We start from the raw sequence: 19,228 nt of genomic DNA on the forward strand, positions 1-19,228 counted from the left end.
AGCCGCGAGCCCGGCTAGATGCCGGCGCTGAAATACGACGCGAGCCGGGTCTTGATGTTCTCGGCGATCTGGTCGGCGGCGCGATCCTCGGCATCGCGGAATGCGCGCAGACGCGCGAACCGCTGATACGAGCCTGGGATGTCGTAGGACGTTCGGGAGAAGGTCGTCCCGGTCAGGACCGATTTGTTGGTCGCCAGCTCAACGAGGTTGAACTGCGCGTCGATGCCGACATTCTCGGTGGTGGGCAGGCCGGTGTTGGGGTCGACGATCAAGGACGAACGGGTGGTCTGGAATTTCAGCACCAGCTTGTGCGTCGGCGCCGTACCGGTGGCGTTGCCATAGAGCTTGAAGGCGAGCGCGTTGCGGATGTCGACGCCGATCCGCGCCTCCGGCGAGGCGTTCGGCTTGTCGACCGGCGGCAGCTCGATGCCCATCAGCTTGTCGCGCAGCGCCGGCGTGCCGTCGGCATGTTCGGCATACATGGGCTGGAAGCAGCCGGCGGTCAGCGCGCCCAAGGCGGCCACGGCAACGAGCCGAGCAGCAATGCGAATCCTAGCCGACGACATTCACGATCCTCTTGGGAACAATGATCACCTTGCGGACGGGCCGCCCGTCCAACGCCAGCTTTACCGCATCGAGGGCCAAAACGGCAGCCTCAATTTCCGGATCCGGTGCATTGCTGGCGACTGTGACTTCGCCGCGCTTCTTGCCATTGACCTGGACCACCAGAGTCACGCTGTCCTCAACCAGCAAATCGGGTTCGATTTGTGGCCAGCCGGCTTCGGACACCAAGCCGGGCCGCCCCAGCACCTGCCAGCACTCTTCGGCCAGATGCGGCATCATCGGCGAGAACAGATGCACCATGATGGTGGACGCCTCGCGCGCCGCCCAGGCGAGGTCCGGGGCAGGTTGGCTGCCTTTGGCCAGCACGTCGGCCAGCGCATTGGCGAACTCGCGGATGTGAGCCAGGCAGACGTTGAAGTGCAGCCGCTCGATGCCGCCCGACACCTTGTCCAGCGCGCCATGGGCAGCCTTGCGCAGAGCCAACGCGTCGGCGCCGAATTGGGCGGGGCGGGAGGAGGGCGCAGCCTTACTGAATTCGACTGATTCGTTGATCAGCCGCCACAGCCGTTGCACGAAGCGGGCAGCACCCTGCACCCGCTCATCGCTCCAGATCACGTCGCGGTCGGGCGGCGAGTCCGACAGCATGAACCAGCGGGCGACGTCGGCGCCGTAGCTCTCGATGATGTCGTCCGGATCGACCGTGTTCTTCTTCGACTTCGACATCTTCTCGATCGGGCCGACCGTGATGTCCTCGCCGGTAGCAGCCAGCACGACGCGGCGGCCATTGTCGCCGGTCTCGATCTTGACCTCAGCCGGGCTGACAAAGGTACCGTCGGCCTTCTGGTAGGTCTCGTGCACGACCATGCCTTGCGTGAACATGCCGGCGAACGGCTCATCCATCGCGACGTGGCCCGTCGCTTTCATAGCGCGGGTGAAGAAGCGGCTGTAGAGCAGATGCAGGATCGCATGCTCGACACCGCCGATATACTGGTCGACCGGCATCATCCGGTTGGCGACCGCGGGCGTTGTCGGCGCCTCTGCATTCCAGGGATCGGTGAAGCGCGCGAAGTACCAGGACGAGTCCACGAAGGTGTCCATCGTGTCGGTTTCGCGTTGAGCCTTGCCACCGCATTTGGGGCAGGTGACATGCTTCCAGGTTGGATGGTGGTCCAGCGCATTGCCCGGTCTGTCGAACGTCGCGTCGTCCGGTAAGGTCACCGGCAGATCGGTCGCCGGCACGGGCACCACGTCGCATGTCGGGCAGTGGATCACCGGGATCGGGCAGCCCCAATAGCGCTGTCGCGAAATGCCCCAGTCGCGCAGGCGGAAATTCACCTGCCGCTCGCCGACCGGTGCGTTGCCGCGCAGCTCGCTTTCCAGGCGCTTGGCGACCTCCTCCTTTGCCGCGGCAATGGTCATGCCGTCGAGGAAGCGCGAATTGATCATCCGGCCGTCACCGTCATAGGCGGTGTCGGTGATGACGAAAGACTTTGGGTCCTGATTTTCGGGACAAACCACCGGCGTGTTGCCGAGGCCGTATTTGTTGACGAAGTCGAGGTCGCGCTGGTCGTGCGCCGGGCAGCCGAAGATGGCGCCCGTGCCGTACTCCATCAGCACGAAGTTCGCGACATAGACCGGCAGCTTCCAGCTGGGATCGAACGGATGCACGGCCCTGATGCCGGTATCGAAGCCCTGCTTCTCGGCGGTGTCGATGATCTCCTGCGCGGTACCGATGCGCTTGATCTCGGCGATGAACGCGGCGAGCTCGGGGTTCTTCGCGGCGGCGGCCTGCGCCAGCGGATGGTCGGCCGAGATCGCCATGAACTTGGCGCCGAACAGGGTGTCTGGACGCGTCGTGAAAATCTTTAGCTCGGTCTCGCCCGCCGGAGTCGTGGCGGGATCCAGCGCGAAGCGGATCAGGAGGCCTTCCGAGCGACCGATCCAGTTGCGCTGCATCAGCCGCACCTTGTCCGGCCAGCGGTCCAGCCCATCCAGCGCGTCCAGCAGCTCCTGCGAGTATCTGGTGATCTTGAACACCCACTGGTTCATTTCGCGCTGCTCGACCACAGCGCCGGAACGCCAGCCGCGCCCGTCGATCACCTGCTCATTGGCGAGCACGGTCATGTCGACCGGGTCCCAGTTCACCTTGCGCTTCTCGCGCTCGACCAGCCCCGCCGTCATGAAGTCGAGAAACAATTTCTGCTGGTGTTTGTAGTAGGATGGATCGCAGGTGGCGAATTCCCGTGACCAGTCCAGCGACAGGCCGATCGAACGCAGCTGCTTTTTCATCGCCGCGATATTGTCGTAGGTCCAGGCCTTCGGCGCCACCTTGCGCTCGATCGCGGCGTTCTCGGCCGGCAGGCCGAACGCGTCCCAGCCCATTGGGTGCAGCACGTTGAAGCCTTTGGCGCGCATGAAGCGCGCCAGCACGTCGCCGAGCGTGTAATTCCTGACATGGCCGATATGGATGCGTCCCGATGGATAGGGAAACATCTCCAGGACGTAGTACTTTGGACGCGGATCGTCGTTCTTGGCGGCGAAAATCGCCTTTTCGTCCCATTCGCGCTGCCAGCGCGGCTCGGCTTCACGGGCGTTGTAGCGTTCGGGTGTCATGGAATCGCTTATGATTTCTTGGGATTCGCGTCGATTGAAGTGGCGGACTAGGCCACAAAATCTGCAGTTCGGTCAATGCCTCGGCCACATAATGGTACCATCCTGAGTGGGCGCTAAGCGACGGTAATTCGTAGGATTTTTACGACATTGCGGTCGAGTGTCGGAGATCGGATTGAGGCGCGGTTAAGACTTGGGTGGGACAGTCATTACCGCAGCGCGCGCCATGCTGCCCGCATTGGGATCCATCCAAATCGTGTCCAGCGCCACGTTCCACGAGCTCGACTTCGAATACGCGACGTCTGTCGCCGACAAGGCCATGCGTGCGATGGCGCAGCAGAATGTGCCACCCACACCCAACAACTTTCATCTCTGGTTCCAATACTCGCTCGGCACGTCGTCGGACCTCAAGCGCGCCATCGACATCCTGATCAGCAACAAGCGCAAGTTCGACAAGACCACCAACCAGGCGCTGTACGATACCTATATCGGATCGCAAGGCGCCGATGCGGCGGTCGTTCACAAGGTCTCGCAGCAGCTTCACGGCGTGATGGATTCCGCGAAGCAGTATCTGACCGCTGCCATCGCCGAGAACCGGACCCAGATCGAGGCGATCGACGAGGTGGCCGATCGCAGCGTCAACGGCTTTGATCCCAAGGTTCTGATTGAAAACCTGGTGAGCGAGTTGGCGAGGGCCACCGAGCGGGCGGCGAAGCTCGAGGCAAGCTTCGCGGAGAAGTCGCGCGAGCTCGATACGATCCGCGACTCCCTCAACAAGTCCGAGCAGCGGGCGCGGACCGACACGCTCACCGGTCTGCCCAATCGCCGCGCGCTCGAGGAATTCTTCCGTCAAGTGCAGATCGCGGCGATGGAGCGGGACGAGCCGCTCAGCGTGCTCCTGATCGACGTCGACCACTTCAAGAAGTTCAACGACAATTACGGCCACGGCGTCGGCGACCAGGTGCTGCGCCTGGTGGCGAAAGCGGTCCGCGAGCGCGTGCGGGAGAACGACCTGCCGGCGCGCTATGGTGGCGAAGAGCTGATCGCGGTGCTTCCTCGGGCCGACCTGGAGACCTGCACCGGGATTGCGGAACGTATCCGTCGCTCGATTTCGGAGTGCCAGTTCACTCGCCGGTCGACAGGCGAGATCCTGCCGCGCATCACGGTCTCGATCGGCGTCGGCCAATTCCAGTTCGGCGAGTCGATGACGGACCTGATCGACCGCTGCGACCGCGCGCTCTATCTTGCCAAGAAGCTCGGCCGCAATCGGGTCGTCACCGAGCTCGAGCTCGATCGCAAGCTGGCAGTGGGCTGATCCGCCGGACGGACTGTTAGAGAGCCCGGAGCGCGTCGGTCCCGTCCTCGACGATCTGGATGAAGCCGTGTGCGACCACCGCATTGCGGCCGCGATGTTTCGCGGCATAGAGCGCGGCATCCGCCGCTTCGATCAGGTCGACCGGAGCCAGTGACGGATTCGGCCGCGCGCAGGCCACGCCAACGCTGACGGTCACGCATTGATGGCCCGACGTCATGTGAGGAAGCGCTAGGTCCAGCACGGCCATGCGGACGATCTCTCCGATCTCCAGTGCCCGCTCGCCACCGGCATTGGGGACTAGCAGACAGAACTCTTCGCCGCCGTAACGTCCGGCAAAGCCCATGCTCGACGCTGCGATCTCGGAGAGTGTCTCACCAATCTGCCTCAGGCACACGTCGCCTTCGGGGTGCCCATACGTGTCGTTGAACAGCTTGAAATGATCGACGTCGATCATCAGCAGTGACAGTTCACCGCCATGTTGCTGTGCCCTGATCCACTCGAAATCCAGGCGGCTCTGGAAGCCACGGCGATTGGCCAGCCCGGACAGCATGTCGATCGAGGCGATCACCGTCAGCTGGTCATTGGCTTCGACCAGCTCGCGCTCGCGCTGCGCCAGTTTGGCCGCCATGGCGTTGAATGCCTTGGCGAGCGGCATGAATTCGGCCGGCAGGCGCGCCGTCGTTGCACGTGCCGACCAGTCGCCAAGGCCGAACCGCTTGGCGGTCGCCGCCAGCAGGTTGATCGGCTTGACGATCAGCTGCTCCGCGGCGATCAGCGCGCCCAGCAGCACGAACAGGCAGACGAAGCCGGCCTGCAGGTAAGCGGTGCGAATGTCCTGGTCGATGGCCGCCGTGACCCGCGTCTCATCGATGCTGACGATCAGCCGCGATCCGGTGTCGGCGATGCGCGTGAAGGTGATGCCACGGCGCGAGCCGTCTGCGGCTGCAAAGGACATCGATCCCTCGTTGTGGTCCGAGCTCATCGCGGTCTCCGCGATGGCGGACAACAGCGGGACGCTGTCGAGCGACCGGCCGACCAGGTTTGCCTGATCGCTGGGAGCGGCCAGCACGGTTCCGGCACGGTCGACCAGCACGGCAGAGATGCCGGGGCGGCCGTCCAGATTGCTCATGATCTTGGACATCCACGCCAGATTGACCGCGGCCAGCATGACGGCGCTGGGTTCGCCGGTGATGGCAGATACCGGATAGGCCGCCATGATGATCGGCTTCTGCTCCGGTCTTGCCAGCATGAAATCGCTGAAGACGAAATTGCGCGTCTCCTGTGCCTTGCGGAAATACGACCGGCTGCTCACATCGAGACCGACATCATTATTGTCGGTCGAGCATTGGACACGGCCGTCCTGGCCCGCGATCATGATGTTGCGAATCCAGGGCAAATTCAGCGGCAGGCTGGCCCGCAGCATGTCGCAGCTTCGCCCGATGCCGGCGGCGGAGGCGCGGATATAGGCGGAGGATTTGAGAAGCGTCTCCACCGACATGATGACTTCGCGCTGCGTATCGGCGCTGTGCTTGACGAGGGTGGAGAATTCCTCGGACGCGAGCGCGATCTGCCGCGATCGCGCGCTTTCCAGCGAGCGAGCGCGTTCGAACATCAGCGGTGCAACCAGGATCACCGCCAGCAGAGCCAGGCGCGCGCGGATTCCCAGTATCCGTTTGAGCCTCACTCTATTGCGGTTGAAGCGGATGCTTGGCATCTTCGGTCCCCTACCCCACTGCGCAGGATAGGGGTAAGGGTTCAAAAAGCCTTTCCTGAACTCGGTAAAATTGGACCTAACACCCGCAAATCTACGAGTGCCGAACGGATGGCAGCAGAAACCCCCGCAACCTTAACCTCGTCTTCACCATCCGCGCTGGCTGCGGTGGAGCAGGACATTTTGCGTGCGTGCAACGACGCACGCCGCCCGCGCGAGCAGGTCACCCTCATCGCGGTGTCGAAGACATTTGCCGCTGATGCCATCGAGCCAGTGATCGCGGCCGGCCAGCGCGTCTTCGGTGAAAACCGGGTCCAGGAAGCCAAGGCCAAGTGGCCGCCTTTGATGTCGGCTCATCCGGGTCTCGCGCTGCATCTGATCGGGCCGCTGCAGTCCAACAAGGCCAAGGAGGCGGTGGCGTTGTTCGATGCGATCCATTCGGTGGATCGGCCGAGCCTGTGCCAGGCGTTGGCCAAGGAGATCGAAACGCAGAACCGACGGCCGCAGCTGTTCGTCCAGCTCAACACCGGCGAGGAGCCGCAAAAGGCCGGCATTGCTCCGGCCGAGGCCGACGCCTTCATCGCGAGCTGTCGCGACACTTATGGGCTGTCGATTTCAGGCCTGATGTGCATCCCGCCGGTGAACGAGGCACCCGCGCCGCATTTCGCGCTGACGGCCAAGATCGCCGCCCGCAACGGGATTGCGAACCTGTCGATGGGGATGAGCGCGGATTTTGCGATCGCGATCCAGTTCGGCGCCACCCATGTTCGCGTGGGATCAGCCATCTTCGGCCATCGCTGACTACTCGATGATGATCCGCGTGCGCGGGCCGATCCGCTGCAACAGCCGCAGCATTGCCGGGCGCGTCATCGCCACACAGCCCGCGGTGGGGCCAAAATTCTCCCGCGCAAGGTGAAGGAAAACGGCGCTGCCCCGACCGGCAATGCGGGGCCGTGTGTTGTGGTCGATCTCGATGATGAAGTCATAAAGGTGATCGTCACGCCGCAGCCGGTCGCCGCCTTGCGATCCGCTTAGCCGGATCGCCTGGTTGTAATGCCGGTCGGCCGGCTCCTCGCACCATGCGTCTTCCGGGCTGATGGGCCGAACTGGCAGCAGGGTGCGCGGCCGGACATGGCGGTCCGCCCGCCACCATAGGCGGCGCGGCCGAAAGGTGCCCCGTGGGGTGCCTCCGTCGCCCTCCCGCTTGTTGGCCAGGATGCCGCCCCGGCCGAGCGCCACCGGCACGACATTGCCCAGGAATCGCATCCAGCCGCGATTCGGGGTCCCGGCAGCGGTGTGGATTGTTACGGCCGCAACCTGCCGCATGATTTGGTTGCGGTTGTAACAAATTGATAAATCTTGCCTTTTCACCGACTAGCTCTGCCCGTCATTTGCCTTAATCTGGGAAAATGGTCCAGCACCTCGCGCAGTGGGACATTGGTCTCGCCGCCGGGGAAATCTGGAGTAGACTGTCAACAGCTTGTGAATCGGTAACGGACGCCTACTTCAAGACGAAATACGGCTGATGAGGCTGTATTTGCCCACCGCTCCAGGCGCCCGCCGCGTGGTCTTCCGGCGCCCATATGAGGATTGTACCAATGGCCAATGCCCGCAAGATCCTGATCGTGGATGACGATACCGATCTGCGCGACACCTTGATGGAGCAGCTGTCGCTGCATGATGAGTTCGAAGCTTCCGCGGTCGATACGGGCGCCAAGGGTGCCAGCGCTGCCAAGGCCAATTCGCCCGATCTGGTGTTGATGGATGTCGGCCTGCCAGACACCGACGGGCGTGAAGTGGTGCGCTCCTTGCGCAAGGGTGGCTTCAAGGCACCGATCATCATGCTGACCGGGCATGACACTGACTCCGATACGATCCTTGGCCTGGAATCCGGCGCCAATGATTACGTCGCAAAGCCCTTCCGTTTCGCGGTGCTGCTGGCCCGGATTCGCGCCCAGCTCCGCCAGCATGAGGCAAGCGAAGACGCAGTGTTTTCGGTCGGGCCTTACAGCTTCCGGCCGGGCTCCAAGATGCTGACGGGCGCCAACGCGCGGAAGGTTCGGTTGACCGAGAAGGAGACCGCGATCCTGCGCTTCCTCTATCGGGCCGGACAGATGCCGGTATCGCGCGAGACCCTGCTCCAGGAAGTTTGGGGCTACAATTCGGGGGTCACCACGCACACCCTCGAAACCCATATCTACCGGCTGCGGCAGAAGATCGAAAAGGACGCGGCCAATCCGGAAATCCTGGTGACGGAGGCCGGCGGCTACAAGCTGGTGCCGTAATACGTGCCGGACGGGACGATTCGCTCTATACAGCAAACGAGCGTCGTCCTCCCCGGGCCCTGAATGTCGATCGAAGATGATATTGCGCTGCTGCAGCGCATCCCGACCTTGCGTTTGCTTGGTGCCGAGTCATTGCGCATGCTCGCGATCGGCGCCGAGCACCGCAACGTTCAGGGCGGGGAAACGTTGTTCCGCGCCGGCGATACCGCCGATTGCGGCTATGTGGTCGAGCGCGGCTCGCTGCGCATCCATGACACCAGCGGAGCGGAGATCGTCGCCAGCGCCGGCACGCTGATCGGCGAGCTCGCGCTTCTGGTCGAGATGCCGCGGCCGTCGACCGCCGAGGCGCTGGAATATTCGACCGTGGTGCGGCTGTCGCGCAGCCTGTTCCAACGCGTGCTGGAGAGCGATCCGGCCGCGGCGCTCCGGCTGCGCGATGCGCTCGTCAACCGGGCGAGCCAGATCGCCAACGACGTCCTGACGGTCGGCGCCAAGCTGAGCTCATAGTCGCTAGTGCTGCGGATCTGACGCTCATCAGTGAGGTTGCGGCGAACTGATCCGAATGTCGGAGCCGCGGCGTTAGCCGGCCGGCTGTCAGTTCCTGGTACCGGCCCAGTTCAGGAATCGTGAGCCGCTCCAGCGCAGCAGTGTTCGCCCCTCCCGCGAGCCGTCTTGGATTTCGACGAACGCGGCGTTCCGCTCGCTGATCAATCGGACGTCCCGAGCGCGCACCGTCAGGACCTTTCGATACCGGCCGTGATTTGCCACATACACCTCGTGCAAACACCCCGAGGCGTTGCATACGGCTATTTTGTTGCGGCACTGAAAATCGTCAAAGTGAAGCGCGACGAACTGAGTGCCGGGAATGGTGAGATAGAGCGCAAATTGCTGCGCAGCCGCGATCGGCGCGCCGCACGCAGCCTCCCACTTCTTCACGTGCCCGCGGATGTCCGAAGGCAGATTGCTGAGGTGCGCAGGATTCCACGGATCCTGACCGACGCCTCCGTGGGCGCGTACAGCCTGCGGTAAGCCCGCCAAAGAGAGCGCAAATGCAATTGCTGGAAAAACCCACGTCCTCGATAGCATGGCGGGCCTCCCTCGCGGTCCTGCGCCGACACTTGCATCCGATCCGGGTGGCACGTTTGCAGAGTGTTGGCAGCCACAAGACCACGCGTTGATCTTATCGTTGCTAGTTTACAGGTCCGAAGCTCGCTTCGTTTCACGGCAAGCTTGTCACAACGAACCTGCAGATGCGCGGCACGGCCGTCTCGCCGCGATCGCGCGCCGGCAATCGTCATTCAACTTAGCAGCTCCGAGCTTACAATCGGCTGACAGGGATCGACAGCATCCGGTCAGCATCAATCGATCATTGTTCGGATGCTCATGGGCTCGCAATGATGCAAGCCCGTTGCTGTTGTCCCTTAGGTCAACCGAGCGATACCGACATTGATGAATGTCAAATCCCGACCTGCAGATCGAGAATAATTTGTCGCAAAGAGCCCGATGTCTCGTTGCGACCATCGCCCTGGGATCTTTCCATGCACCTGAGATCGACAGCTCCCGTTCGGCATAACAGCGCTTGCGTCCTGCTCGCGTTGGCGCTTCTGGCTCTGCCATTTGGAGCCGCGGCGGAAGATGCGGTGAAGCTCAGCCCCGAGCAGGCCACGAGCCTCGGGGTTCGCGTCGTTCATCCCATCGCGAGCCCGACCGACAAGACGCTGCCCTACCCCGCCCAGATCGTGATCCCGACGCCGCAATCCTGGGTCGTGAGCAGCCCCGTCGCCGGCATGGTCACCGGCCTTTCGGTGGCGCGGGGTGAGCGGGTCAAGCCCGGCCAACCGCTGGTGATGGTGGAGAGTCCGAGCTTCGTCTCTCAGCAACGCGACTACCTGCAGGCCGTTGCGCAGGAGTCTCTCGCCGCTCAGCAGCTCGCGCGGAACACCCAGCTGTTTCAGGGCAACGCGACGCCGCAGCGCGTTCTCGAGGCAAGCCAGAGCGAAGCCCGTCAGGCCAGCATCGTCGTTGCGGAGCGACGGCAGATGCTGCGGCTCAGCGGGCTTTCGGATGAGGCGATCTCGAAGCTCACCAGCGAGAGCGGCATCAGTGCGACGCTGTCCGTCGTCGCGCCGCGCGCCGCGACCGTGGTCGATATCGCAGTCTCTCCCGGCCAGCGGGTCGAGCAAACTGCGTCCCTCATCAAGCTCGCGCAACTATCCCCGCTCTGGGTGGAGATCGCGATTCCGGCAGCGAATATCCGTGCCATTCGCGTGGGTGCGAGGGTTGACGTCGAGGGTTATCCGACGCCGGGGCAAGTCGTGCTGGTTTCAGAAACCGCCGATCCGGCGACTCAAACCGTGCTGGTTCGGGCGGAGGTGTCGAACAACGGCGAGCTGCGGCCCGGGCAGATGGCCCAGGCGCGGATTGGATTTACGTCGTCCACTGAAAGGGCCTGGCAGCTGCCCTATGGCGCGGTGTTTCGCCGCGGCGAACAGGCCTCGGTGTTCGTTTCGACGGAGGCCGGCTTTCGGCTCGTTCCGGTGACGCTGCTCGAAGAGGACCAGGAGCATGTCGTGGTCTCCGGAGCGATCAGTGACAAGGACGACATCGCGGTGAGCGGCATCTCCGCGCTTCGCGGCGTCCTCCTCAAGCTCGGGGCCAGCTAGTCATGCTCGAGCGCCTTGTCGCGTTTGCGCTATCACAACGGCTGTTCGTCGCGCTCGGCGTCCTTGTCGTGATCGGTGCCGGCATGGTCATGTTGCCCAGCCTGCCGATCGACGCCTTCCCGGATGTCTCGCCGGTCCAGGTCAAGGTGATCATGAAGGCACCGGGGCTGACGCCGGAGGAAGTCGAGCAGCGCGTCACGGTCCCGATCGAGCTTGAATTGTTGGGACTGCCGAACAAGAAGATCCTCCGCTCGACGACGAAATACGCGCTTGCCGACGTCACCGTCGACTTCGAGGACGGCACTGACATCTACTGGGCTCGGAACCAGGTGTCCGAGCGACTGGCCAATGTCAGCCGTGACCTGCCGGAGGGCGTGACCGGCGGGCTCGCCCCGATCACCAGTCCGCTTGGCGAAATGTTCATGTTCACCATCGACAGCGCGGACCTGTCGCTGGCCGAGCGACGAAGCCTGCTCGATTGGGTGATCCGTCCGGCGCTGCGGACGGTGCCCGGTGTTGCTGACGTCAACGCGCTCGGCGGCCATGTGCGCGCCTTCGAGATCGTGCCGCTCACCGACGCGCTTGCCGCCCGCGGTATCTCCTATGATCTGTTTCGGCGTGCCATCGACGCCAACAGCCGCAACGATGGTGCCGGCCGGGTCAACCAGGGCGAAGACAGTGCCCTGGTCCGGATCGAGGGTAGCATCCGCGGAATCGAGGATATCCGGCAGATCGTGGTCGATACCAAGGATGGCATTCCGATCCGGGTCAGGGATGTTGCGCGGGTCCAGGTCGGATCCTTGACCCGCTATGGCGCCGTCACGAGTGATGGTCGTGGTGAAACGGTCGAAGGACTTGTTGTCGGCCTGCGCGGGGCCAATGCCCGCCAGCTGGTCAGCGATGTACGGGCGCGCCTCGACGAGCTGAAGCCTTCGCTGCCGCAGGGCGTCAGCATCAATGTGTTCTACGATCGGAGCCGGTTGGTCGACCGCGCGGTTGGCACCGTCATTCGCGCGCTCGGCGAAGCCACAGCCCTGGTGATCGTTCTCCTGCTTCTGTTTCTCGGCAATTGGCGCGCATCGCTGGTGATCGCCTTCAGCCTGCCGCTTGCGATCGTGATCGCCCTGATCGTCATGCGCGCGGTCGGAATGTCGGCGAACCTGATGAGTCTGGGCGGGCTTGCCATCGCGATCGGAATGCTGATCGACGCGCTGGTGGTCGTGGTCGAGAACGTCGTCGGACATCTCAGCCAGGAGCGGGAGGGGACGGCTGCGCCGCTCGTCCATGTCATTTTCCGCTCGGTCTCCGAGGTGCTGCAACCGGTGGCCTCGGGCGTGCTGATCATCATCATCGTCTTCGTTCCGCTGTTGACGCTCCAGGGGCTGGAAGGAAAACTGTTCATTCCCGTTGCGCTCGCGATCATCTTTGCGCTGGCCGGTTCGCTGCTGCTCGCGCTCACCGTCATCCCGGTTGCGACCTCGCTCTTCCTCAAGAGTGCGTCCCATCACGAGCCATGGCTGGTCCGGACCGCCTCGCGGCTCTACGCACCTGCTCTCAGCTGGGCGCTGGGCAACGAGCGCAAGGTCGTCATTGCGGCATTGGCGGCTCTGGTGGCCGCCGCCTATGCCTACACTCACCTCGGCAAGACGTTCATGCCGACGATGGATGAAGGCGACACCATCATCAGCGTCGAGGCACTTCCCTCCATCAATCTCGACGAAATGGTTGCCATCAACACCAGGCTCCAATCGGCTATTCTCGCTCACGTGCCCGACGTCGAGGGAATCGTGGCGCGGACCGGTTCCGACGAGCTCGGCCTGGATCCGATGGGGCCGAATCAGACCGATACATTCCTGGTCCTGAAGCCGGCAGAGCAGCGGAAGGCAGCCGACAAATCGGCCTTGCTCGAGCAGCTGCGGCATGTGCTGGCCAATTTTCCCGGATTGTCGCTCAGCTTCACCCAGCCGATCGACATGCGTGTGCAGGAGATGATCAGCGGCGTCCGCGGTGACGTCGCAGTGAAGATCTTCGGGCCTGATATCGCCAAGCTCAACGAGATTGCGAGCAGGCTCTCGGCCGTTCTGTCCAGCATCGACGGCGCCGACGACGTCTACACCACGCTCAACGAGGGTGCGCAATACTACACGATCGCGGTGAATCGGACAGAAGCGGGACGCCTCGGCCTGAGCGTCGATGCGATCGCCAATTCGCTGCGCACCCAGATCGAAGGTCGCACGATCGGAACGGTGCTCGAAGAAGGACGGCGCACGCCGATCCTGGTCCGCGGCAGCGAGATGACCCGGGAGACACCGACCCTGCTCGCAAGTCTGCCGCTGACGCTGGCGTCCGGCCAGCATGTCGCGCTGTCGCAAGTGGCCCGCATCCGGCGGGTCGACGGTCCTGTCGTGGTCAACCGGGAGAACGGATTCCGCATGAGTGTCGTCCGCGCCAATGTGCGAGGACGCGACATGGTCGGCTTCGTCCAGGCCGCGCAGCAGAAGGTCGCAGCGGAGATCCCGCTGCCGCAGGGTTATCGGGTGAGCTGGGGTGGCCAATTCGAAAATCAGCAACGCGCCGCGGCGCGCCTGTCGATCGTGGTGCCGGTTGCGATCGGCCTGATCTTTGTCCTGCTGTTCACGACTTTCGGCTCGATCCGCCAGGCGCTGCTGGTGTTGGTCAACATCCCCTTTGCCGTGATCGGCGGCGTCTTTGCGCTGGTCCTGACGCGTGAGTATCTCTCGGTGCCGGCCTCGGTCGGTTTCATTGCGCTGCTCGGTATCGCGGTGCTCAACGGCGTCGTGCTGGTCTCTTATTTCAATCAGCTGCGCGCCCGCGGCGTACCCGAAGGGCAGATTGTCATCGAGGGCGCCAAGCGCCGACTCAGGCCGGTCCTGATGACGGCGAGCATCACGGCGCTCGGACTCATCCCCCTGCTGTTTGCGACCGGTCCGGGATCGGAGATTCAGCGACCGTTGGCCATCGTGGTCATCGGCGGGCTCGTCTCCTCGACCGCGTTGACGCTGATCCTCTTGCCGATCCTCTATCGCCGCTTCGGCGGCGTCGCGAAGGAAGCCAAATGAGCGCCGAACGCGTTTGCCTCACGCTGATCGCTGCGCGTTCGCTTCGCAGCGAGCTGTTCGATTATCTCAGCGAGCAAGGCGATCTCGTATCCGGCTTCACCGCAAGCGATGCGGCCGGACACGGTCCCGAGGTGCAATTGCAGAGTGCGGCCGAGCGGGTGAGAGGCCACGCCGATGAGCTGATGGTGCGGACGATCCTTCCGGCGCAAGACGCCATGCAGTTGCTGGCGCGATTGAAGACGGCCTTCGCCGGATCCAGAATTATCTATTGGGTCATTCCTGTCTTGGAATTCGGCGTGATCGACGTCGGTTCTAGCTAAGCTCTTGCTGACCGGCGGTGGTCACGGTTGGCCTCCGAGTGGGATTCATCTCGGGCGTTGTTGAACCTCGCGGGAGACAAGGGCTTCGGCCCGGCGAAAATCGGCGTCGGCGCCGATCTGGTCGCCAAGTTTCGCCTTCATGGCTCCGCGCTCGCGGATCAACAGCGGATTCTTCGGATCAACCTTGATGATCACGTCGAGGTCGGCAATCGCGCGATCGAACTGGCCCTTGCGAGCATAAGCCGCGGCGCGTGCACCAAACGCCGCGAGATAGTCCGGTCTGAGCTGAATGGCGCGATCGAAATCTGCGATGGCACGATCAAACTCGCCCTTGGCCATCAGCGCCACGCCGCGATTATTGATTGCCACATGATAGTCCGGCATCAGGCGGATGGCCTGATCATAGTCCGCGATCGCGCGGTCGACCTCGCCGTTCGACCTGAAGGCCAAGCCCCGATTGTTGTAGGCCGCGACGAGATGGGCGAGCATTCGCTCGCCCGCCTTGATCACTGCGGTGCAGCCCCGGATCGGACGGTCCGAGGACAGTTCTGCGGCCCGCGCGCAGGAATCCCAGTCGTCTTCGTTCACGGCCAATGCGGCCGGCGCACAAGCAACGACGATTGCAGCCGCCATGATCGCTCCAGCCAGAGCAGACCGGGGCGGTCTTCTGCGATCCGTTCGCTCCGTTCTCGATGGTGTCAGAGCCGGCGCCCTGCCGATTGCGGCTGGCGCGACCGCGGCAGACGTGGACAAAGCGATACTCCGGAAAACACAGCTCGTTTTGAATCGGTAGGCATTATGACAGGTCGGAGCTGACAGCTGGCTGATATGAGGCAACGGCTTCCTGTCAGCGCGTCTCATCCCCGAGCTGAAAGCGGCGGCCCGTCAGCTTCGTTCGCCAGTAGGGCTTGAGCAGCTCCAACGCGAAAAGAATCAGCACGGCCGAGGCAATCGCGATCCCGAGATCGTCGAGATGCAGCGCACCGAACCGGAACAGCTCCCGCAAGGCGGGAACGCTGAGACAAAGGCCGAGGATGACGCAAACGCCAAGCAGGATCGAGAGCAGCGCCAGGTTGGGGCGAAGCAAGGCGAGCCTGAGAGACGAGCTGAACGAGCGGTTCACCAGGATCAGGCTGAAAATGCCGGCAATCAAAGCAACAAATGTGAGCGCCCGTACCTCGTCGTCGGGCATGCCGTTCCTCGATGCAAAGATGAACATGGCTCCAGCCATCCCAAACACGAGGGCGCCCTGCAGTGCTCCCCATGCCATCAACGGAAGCGGCAACAGCCGTGCGGTCGGCGAGCGCGGCGGCCGGCGCATCACATCCTCCTCCTCTGTTTCAGCTTCGAAGACCAGAGAGCAGACGGGGTCGATGACCAACTCGAGAAAGGCGATGTGGATAGGACTGAAAATGATCGGCAATCCGAGCAGCAGCGGCAGCAGAGCGAGGCCTGCGATGGGCACATGCACCGCGACGATGAAGCTCATTGCCTTGCGCAGATTGTCGTAAATGCGGCGCCCTAGTCGGATTGCCGTGACGATCGATCCGAAATCGTCGTCCAGCAGCACAATGGAGGAGGCCTCGCGGGCGACATCGGTGCCGCGTCCGCCCATGGCGATGCCGATATGGGCCGCCTTCAGCGACGGCGCATCGTTGACGCCATCGCCGGTCATGGCGACGATTTGCCCATCTGCTTTCAGCGCCTCCACGATGCGCAGCTTTTGTTCGGGCACGATCCGGGCAAATATGGTCGCGCTCCGCACGCGCGGGACCAGCGCCGTCGCGTCCTGCCTGTCGATCATTTCACCGGTCACAGCCTCGTTCGCGGCAATGCCGGCCTGGCGCGCGATCGCAACAGCCGTTGCCGGATAGTCGCCCGTGATCATCACGATCCTGATGCCGGCCGCCTGACATTGCTGCACGGCGGCTGGAACGCTTGCGCGCAGTGGGTCGGCAAAGCCGACCAGCCCGAGCAGTCTGAACGCGAAGTCGGCGGGTGTGTCGGGCAGCTCTGCTCCGGCATGCTCGGCCTGCGCGACAGCGAGGACACGCATGCCGTCCGCGGCCATGCTCTCGACTGCAGCCTCGAGTTCAGCGCTTTCGCTCTTCGAGCGCCGGCACAGCCGGCCAATAGCTTCGGGAGCACCCTTCGCGGCCACGATCATCGGCTCGCCGTCTGTCGACGTCCAAATCTGTGTGACCGCCAGAAGCTCCGGTCGCAGGCCATAGGCCTTCACCAGCCTTGCGTCGGAGGGTGGCGAATGACCTTCTTGCCCAGAGAGGTCGTTTGAAAGCGCGTGGAGTGCCCTTTCCATCGGATCGAAGGCCTCCGGCGCGCTCGCCAGCACGCCATAGGCCACGAGTTGCTGAAAGCTTTGCTTGGCCGGGCCAGGATCGCCGGACCGCCATGCGCCATCGCCCGTTCGCAGTTCGACCACGGACATTCGATTTTCGGTCAGCGTTCCGGTCTTGTCCGTGCACAGTACGGTCGCCGATCCCAGCGCTTCGATCGCCGTTGAGCGGCGGGTCAGCACCCGTGCGCGGGAAATGCGCCAGGCGCCCATCGCCATGAACACTGTGAGCACCACCGGAAACTCTTCCGGCAACATCGACATGCCGATCGTAATGCCCGCTAACAGCGCTTCCAGCCAGCCGCCGCGGAACAGTCCGTAAAGGACCATGACCACCAGGCTGATCGCACCACCACCCATCGCAGCCAACCGGACCAGATTGCGGGTCTCGGTCTGCAAACGCGGTGGCTCGGGCGCGAGCCCGTGGAGGAGCTGTCCGATCCTGCCCATCTGGCTGTTGGCGCCGGTGGCCAGGATCTCAGCGGTGCCGCTGCCGCGCACCACGAGCGAGCCCGAATAGACGTAGGGCGAATCCTCGCCGCCCGGAGCGGGCATCGTTCGCGCTGCGTGTGGCGACACGCGCTTGCCGACCGGAACGGACTCTCCGGTCAGCAAGGATTCATCGGTTTGCAGATCCCGCGCCTCGAGCAGCAATGCGTCCGCCGGAACCCGGTCGCCCTCGGTCAGAAGGATGAGATCGCCGCGGACCACGTCGCGTCCTGCGATGCGCTTGCGCACGCCATCGCGGATCACCAATGCGCGCGGGCTTGCCAGGTTGCGCAGCGCATCGAGCACCCGCTCGGTCCTGCTCTCCTGAACCACGGTAATCACGATCGACAGCATCGCGAAGACAAGCAGGATCAGCGCCTCCTTGACGTCTCCGAGCAGGAGATAGATGGCGCCGCCACCGATCAGGAGCGCGAACATCGGCTCCCGAAGCACTTCGAGCACGATACGGAGCGGCGTCCGACGCTCCGTCTGAGGCAGTTCGTTGGGGCCTTCGGCGGCAAGCCGCGCCTGGGCTTCGCTTTCGCTGAGACCGGCCAGGTGGATCAGTGAACGGTCATCATTCTTCATCTTACTACCATTTCGGAGGTCGGCCGGGCACAGCTACGGTGCGGTTTGCGATCGCGGTGCCACGCGCACGCCTGAGGTGACACGGTCGCTGGGATAGACAATGACGGTTTCGCCTTGGGTCAATCCGGAGGTGATCGCTGCAAACCGACCCGAGCGGCGAAGCACCTCGACGCTGCGGAGCTCGGCATGGCCGCTTTTGACGGCGTAGACGCTCCATTGATCGCCGCGGCGAAACAGGGCTCCGGCCGGAACGATGGTCGCGTCATCCCTCGCGAACACAACGATCTGCGTGTCGACCTGGTAGGCATCGCCGAGCCGTGCCCACTGCTCCGCAGGTGAGATGATGTCGACCAGGACGTTGACCCGTTGTTCTTCGACGCCGAGAGTCGAGATCTTGGTGAAGGCTGCCGGCTCGACCCGGCGGACACGTCCGGACAGCGGCTCCGGCCGGCCCCAATGAATGATCGTCACTTCCGCCCCGGGTCGGATCTCGACGGCGTCCGTGCTCAGGACATCCACCACGATTTCGAGATCGTGCGGATCGCCGACCTCCAGGAGCGGTGTTCCCGGCTGGACGATCGTTTCGCTTTCCTGTGCCACCTTCAGAACCACTCCGGCAATCGGCGCCGTGACGCTCCAGCTCTCCGGAGCCTCATTCAGATTGGTGTTGCTTGCATACCGGGCCAACAAGGCGCGCATCTGGCTCAGCTCGTGTTCGGCAGCATGGTCGAGAAGCTCCGCGGCGCGCAGGTCCCGGTCCGCTGTCCGCACAGTGAGCTCGGCATGCTCCAGTGCCTGAGTCGTCGCAGCACCGCGCCCCGCCAGCGTCCGCGTCCGCGCCAGGTCTGCGTTCGCCTGGTCGCTCTGGGCGCGCGCCCGCTCGACAACCGCCTTGGCACGCCCCTCATTGGCCTCCGCCGTGCCAAGCCGCTCCTCGACTTCGTGACGGGTGCGGGGATCCATCAGCGGTGCGGGCGAAGGCGTGATGGTCGCAACGGCATCATCAGACTTGATCTGGTCTCCAGCCTTGAAGTGGATACGTCCAAGCCGGCCGGCGAGCGGTGCTGCCACTACGTAGCGCTCGCGAACCCGGGTCTTGCCGTCTTCATCGACGGTGGCGACAAACCGGCCCTTGGCGACGACCGCCGTCTCGACCGGTATCGCGCCCGGCATCACCGCCCAGGCGACCAGCGCCGCCACCGCGATGAAGGTCCCGGCGATCGCGATGCGTCGGACGGCCACGTGCATGC

The 19,228-nt window shown here is 63.7% G+C and carries 15 protein-coding genes; 7 read left to right on the forward strand and 8 right to left on the reverse strand.

Features of this window, described 5'->3' with window-relative positions:
* Nucleotides 1-14 precede the first annotated feature (14 nt).
* Both lptE and leuS read right to left on the reverse strand, forming a co-directional pair.
* Nucleotides 15-566 (reverse strand): LPS assembly lipoprotein LptE, encoded by a 552-nt coding sequence (lptE, locus tag ACQR1W_RS10725; protein WP_035981564.1) that lies wholly within the window; start codon nucleotides 564-566, stop codon nucleotides 15-17.
* Entirely contained in the window at nucleotides 553-3,177 is a 2,625-nt protein-coding gene (leuS, locus tag ACQR1W_RS10730) for a leucine--tRNA ligase (protein WP_434850743.1), read from the reverse strand. The genes lptE and leuS overlap by 14 nt, the downstream gene beginning before the upstream one ends.
* A gap of 325 nt (nucleotides 3,178-3,502) precedes the next feature.
* On the opposite strand from leuS, the gene ACQR1W_RS10735 reads away from it, so the two are divergent.
* Complete coding sequence (locus ACQR1W_RS10735) at nucleotides 3,503-4,489, forward strand: GGDEF domain-containing protein (RefSeq protein ID WP_008969278.1); 987 nt, start codon at nucleotides 3,503-3,505, stop codon at nucleotides 4,487-4,489.
* Nucleotides 4,490-4,505: 16 nt separating this feature from the next.
* On the opposite strand, the gene ACQR1W_RS10740 is transcribed toward ACQR1W_RS10735, so the two are convergent.
* Complete coding sequence (locus ACQR1W_RS10740; RefSeq protein ID WP_434850744.1) at nucleotides 4,506-6,203, reverse strand: diguanylate cyclase domain-containing protein; 1,698 nt, start codon at nucleotides 6,201-6,203, stop codon at nucleotides 4,506-4,508.
* A 108-nt stretch (nucleotides 6,204-6,311) separates the two neighbouring features.
* On the opposite strand from ACQR1W_RS10740, the gene ACQR1W_RS10745 reads away from it, so the two are divergent.
* Nucleotides 6,312-7,001: a YggS family pyridoxal phosphate-dependent enzyme gene (locus ACQR1W_RS10745; RefSeq protein ID WP_434850745.1), complete on the forward strand. Its 690-nt coding sequence runs from the start codon at nucleotides 6,312-6,314 to the stop codon at nucleotides 6,999-7,001.
* On the opposite strand, the gene ACQR1W_RS10750 is transcribed toward ACQR1W_RS10745, so the two are convergent.
* Nucleotides 7,002-7,526, reverse strand: a complete 525-nt coding sequence (locus ACQR1W_RS10750; RefSeq protein WP_434850746.1) for a L,D-transpeptidase family protein — start codon at nucleotides 7,524-7,526, stop codon at nucleotides 7,002-7,004.
* A gap of 272 nt (nucleotides 7,527-7,798) precedes the next feature.
* On the opposite strand from ACQR1W_RS10750, the gene ACQR1W_RS10755 reads away from it, so the two are divergent.
* Nucleotides 7,799-8,485 (forward strand): response regulator transcription factor, encoded by a 687-nt coding sequence (locus ACQR1W_RS10755; RefSeq protein WP_008969282.1) that lies wholly within the window; start codon nucleotides 7,799-7,801, stop codon nucleotides 8,483-8,485.
* 63 nt (nucleotides 8,486-8,548) lie between these two features.
* Nucleotides 8,549-8,992 (forward strand): cyclic nucleotide-binding domain-containing protein, encoded by a 444-nt coding sequence (locus ACQR1W_RS10760; RefSeq protein ID WP_434850747.1) that lies wholly within the window; start codon nucleotides 8,549-8,551, stop codon nucleotides 8,990-8,992.
* An 87-nt stretch (nucleotides 8,993-9,079) separates the two neighbouring features.
* Here ACQR1W_RS10760 and ACQR1W_RS10765 read toward each other — a convergent pair whose 3' ends face one another.
* Nucleotides 9,080-9,571: a hypothetical protein gene (locus ACQR1W_RS10765; RefSeq protein ID WP_434850748.1), complete on the reverse strand. Its 492-nt coding sequence runs from the start codon at nucleotides 9,569-9,571 to the stop codon at nucleotides 9,080-9,082.
* A 452-nt stretch (nucleotides 9,572-10,023) separates the two neighbouring features.
* Between ACQR1W_RS10765 and ACQR1W_RS10770 the strand changes: the two genes are divergently transcribed.
* The 3 genes from ACQR1W_RS10770 to ACQR1W_RS10780 are packed head-to-tail and all read left to right on the forward strand — an operon-like array spanning nucleotide 10,024 to nucleotide 14,548.
* The gene (locus tag ACQR1W_RS10770) at nucleotides 10,024-11,148 is read left to right on the forward strand and encodes an efflux RND transporter periplasmic adaptor subunit (RefSeq protein ID WP_434850749.1); all 1,125 of its coding nucleotides are present in this window, start codon (nucleotides 10,024-10,026) and stop codon (nucleotides 11,146-11,148) included.
* A gap of 2 nt (nucleotides 11,149-11,150) precedes the next feature.
* Nucleotides 11,151-14,228, forward strand: coding sequence for an efflux RND transporter permease subunit (locus tag ACQR1W_RS10775; protein WP_434850750.1), 3,078 nt, complete (start codon nucleotides 11,151-11,153; stop codon nucleotides 14,226-14,228).
* A complete protein-coding gene (locus ACQR1W_RS10780; RefSeq protein ID WP_434850751.1) occupies nucleotides 14,225-14,548 on the forward strand; it encodes a DUF3240 family protein in 324 nt (107 codons plus the stop codon). The genes ACQR1W_RS10775 and ACQR1W_RS10780 overlap by 4 nt, the downstream gene beginning before the upstream one ends.
* Nucleotides 14,549-14,593: 45 nt before the next feature.
* Here ACQR1W_RS10780 and ACQR1W_RS10785 read toward each other — a convergent pair whose 3' ends face one another.
* From ACQR1W_RS10785 to ACQR1W_RS10795, 3 genes are all read right to left on the reverse strand, one after another.
* A complete protein-coding gene (locus ACQR1W_RS10785) occupies nucleotides 14,594-15,181 on the reverse strand; it encodes a tetratricopeptide repeat protein (protein WP_434850752.1) in 588 nt (195 codons plus the stop codon).
* Between the two features lie 214 nt (nucleotides 15,182-15,395).
* Nucleotides 15,396-17,978: a cation-translocating P-type ATPase gene (locus ACQR1W_RS10790; RefSeq protein ID WP_434850753.1), complete on the reverse strand. Its 2,583-nt coding sequence runs from the start codon at nucleotides 17,976-17,978 to the stop codon at nucleotides 15,396-15,398.
* A 33-nt stretch (nucleotides 17,979-18,011) separates the two neighbouring features.
* On the reverse strand, nucleotides 18,012-19,226 hold the full coding sequence (locus ACQR1W_RS10795; RefSeq protein ID WP_434851140.1) for an efflux RND transporter periplasmic adaptor subunit: 1,215 nt from the start codon (nucleotides 19,224-19,226) through the stop codon (nucleotides 18,012-18,014).
* Nucleotides 19,227-19,228: the final 2 nt, after the last annotated feature.

This window comes from Bradyrhizobium sp. HKCCYLS1011 (assembly GCF_051167795.1).
Lineage (GTDB): Bacteria > Pseudomonadota > Alphaproteobacteria > Rhizobiales > Xanthobacteraceae > Bradyrhizobium.

Bases quoted from the DNA above. Each gene is read 5' to 3' on its own strand.
- ACQR1W_RS10770 (WP_434850749.1), top strand. From the start codon at position 10,024: ATGCACCTGAGATCGACAGCTCCCGTTCGGCATAACAGCGCTTGCGTC.
- leuS (WP_434850743.1), bottom strand. From the start codon at position 3,177: ATGACACCCGAACGCTACAACGCCCGTGAAGCCGAGCCGCGCTGGCAG.
- ACQR1W_RS10775 (WP_434850750.1), top strand. From the start codon at position 11,151: ATGCTCGAGCGCCTTGTCGCGTTTGCGCTATCACAACGGCTGTTCGTC.
- lptE (WP_035981564.1), bottom strand. From the start codon at position 566: ATGTCGTCGGCTAGGATTCGCATTGCTGCTCGGCTCGTTGCCGTGGCC.
- ACQR1W_RS10785 (WP_434850752.1), bottom strand. From the start codon at position 15,181: ATGGCGGCTGCAATCGTCGTTGCTTGTGCGCCGGCCGCATTGGCCGTG.
- ACQR1W_RS10755 (WP_008969282.1), top strand. From the start codon at position 7,799: ATGGCCAATGCCCGCAAGATCCTGATCGTGGATGACGATACCGATCTG.
- ACQR1W_RS10765 (WP_434850748.1), bottom strand. From the start codon at position 9,571: ATGCTATCGAGGACGTGGGTTTTTCCAGCAATTGCATTTGCGCTCTCT.
- ACQR1W_RS10750 (WP_434850746.1), bottom strand. From the start codon at position 7,526: ATGCGGCAGGTTGCGGCCGTAACAATCCACACCGCTGCCGGGACCCCG.
- ACQR1W_RS10735 (WP_008969278.1), top strand. From the start codon at position 3,503: ATGGCGCAGCAGAATGTGCCACCCACACCCAACAACTTTCATCTCTGG.
- ACQR1W_RS10740 (WP_434850744.1), bottom strand. From the start codon at position 6,203: ATGCCAAGCATCCGCTTCAACCGCAATAGAGTGAGGCTCAAACGGATA.
- ACQR1W_RS10760 (WP_434850747.1), top strand. From the start codon at position 8,549: ATGTCGATCGAAGATGATATTGCGCTGCTGCAGCGCATCCCGACCTTG.
- ACQR1W_RS10795 (WP_434851140.1), bottom strand. From the start codon at position 19,226: ATGCACGTGGCCGTCCGACGCATCGCGATCGCCGGGACCTTCATCGCG.
- ACQR1W_RS10790 (WP_434850753.1), bottom strand. From the start codon at position 17,978: ATGAAGAATGATGACCGTTCACTGATCCACCTGGCCGGTCTCAGCGAA.
- ACQR1W_RS10745 (WP_434850745.1), top strand. From the start codon at position 6,312: ATGGCAGCAGAAACCCCCGCAACCTTAACCTCGTCTTCACCATCCGCG.
- ACQR1W_RS10780 (WP_434850751.1), top strand. From the start codon at position 14,225: ATGAGCGCCGAACGCGTTTGCCTCACGCTGATCGCTGCGCGTTCGCTT.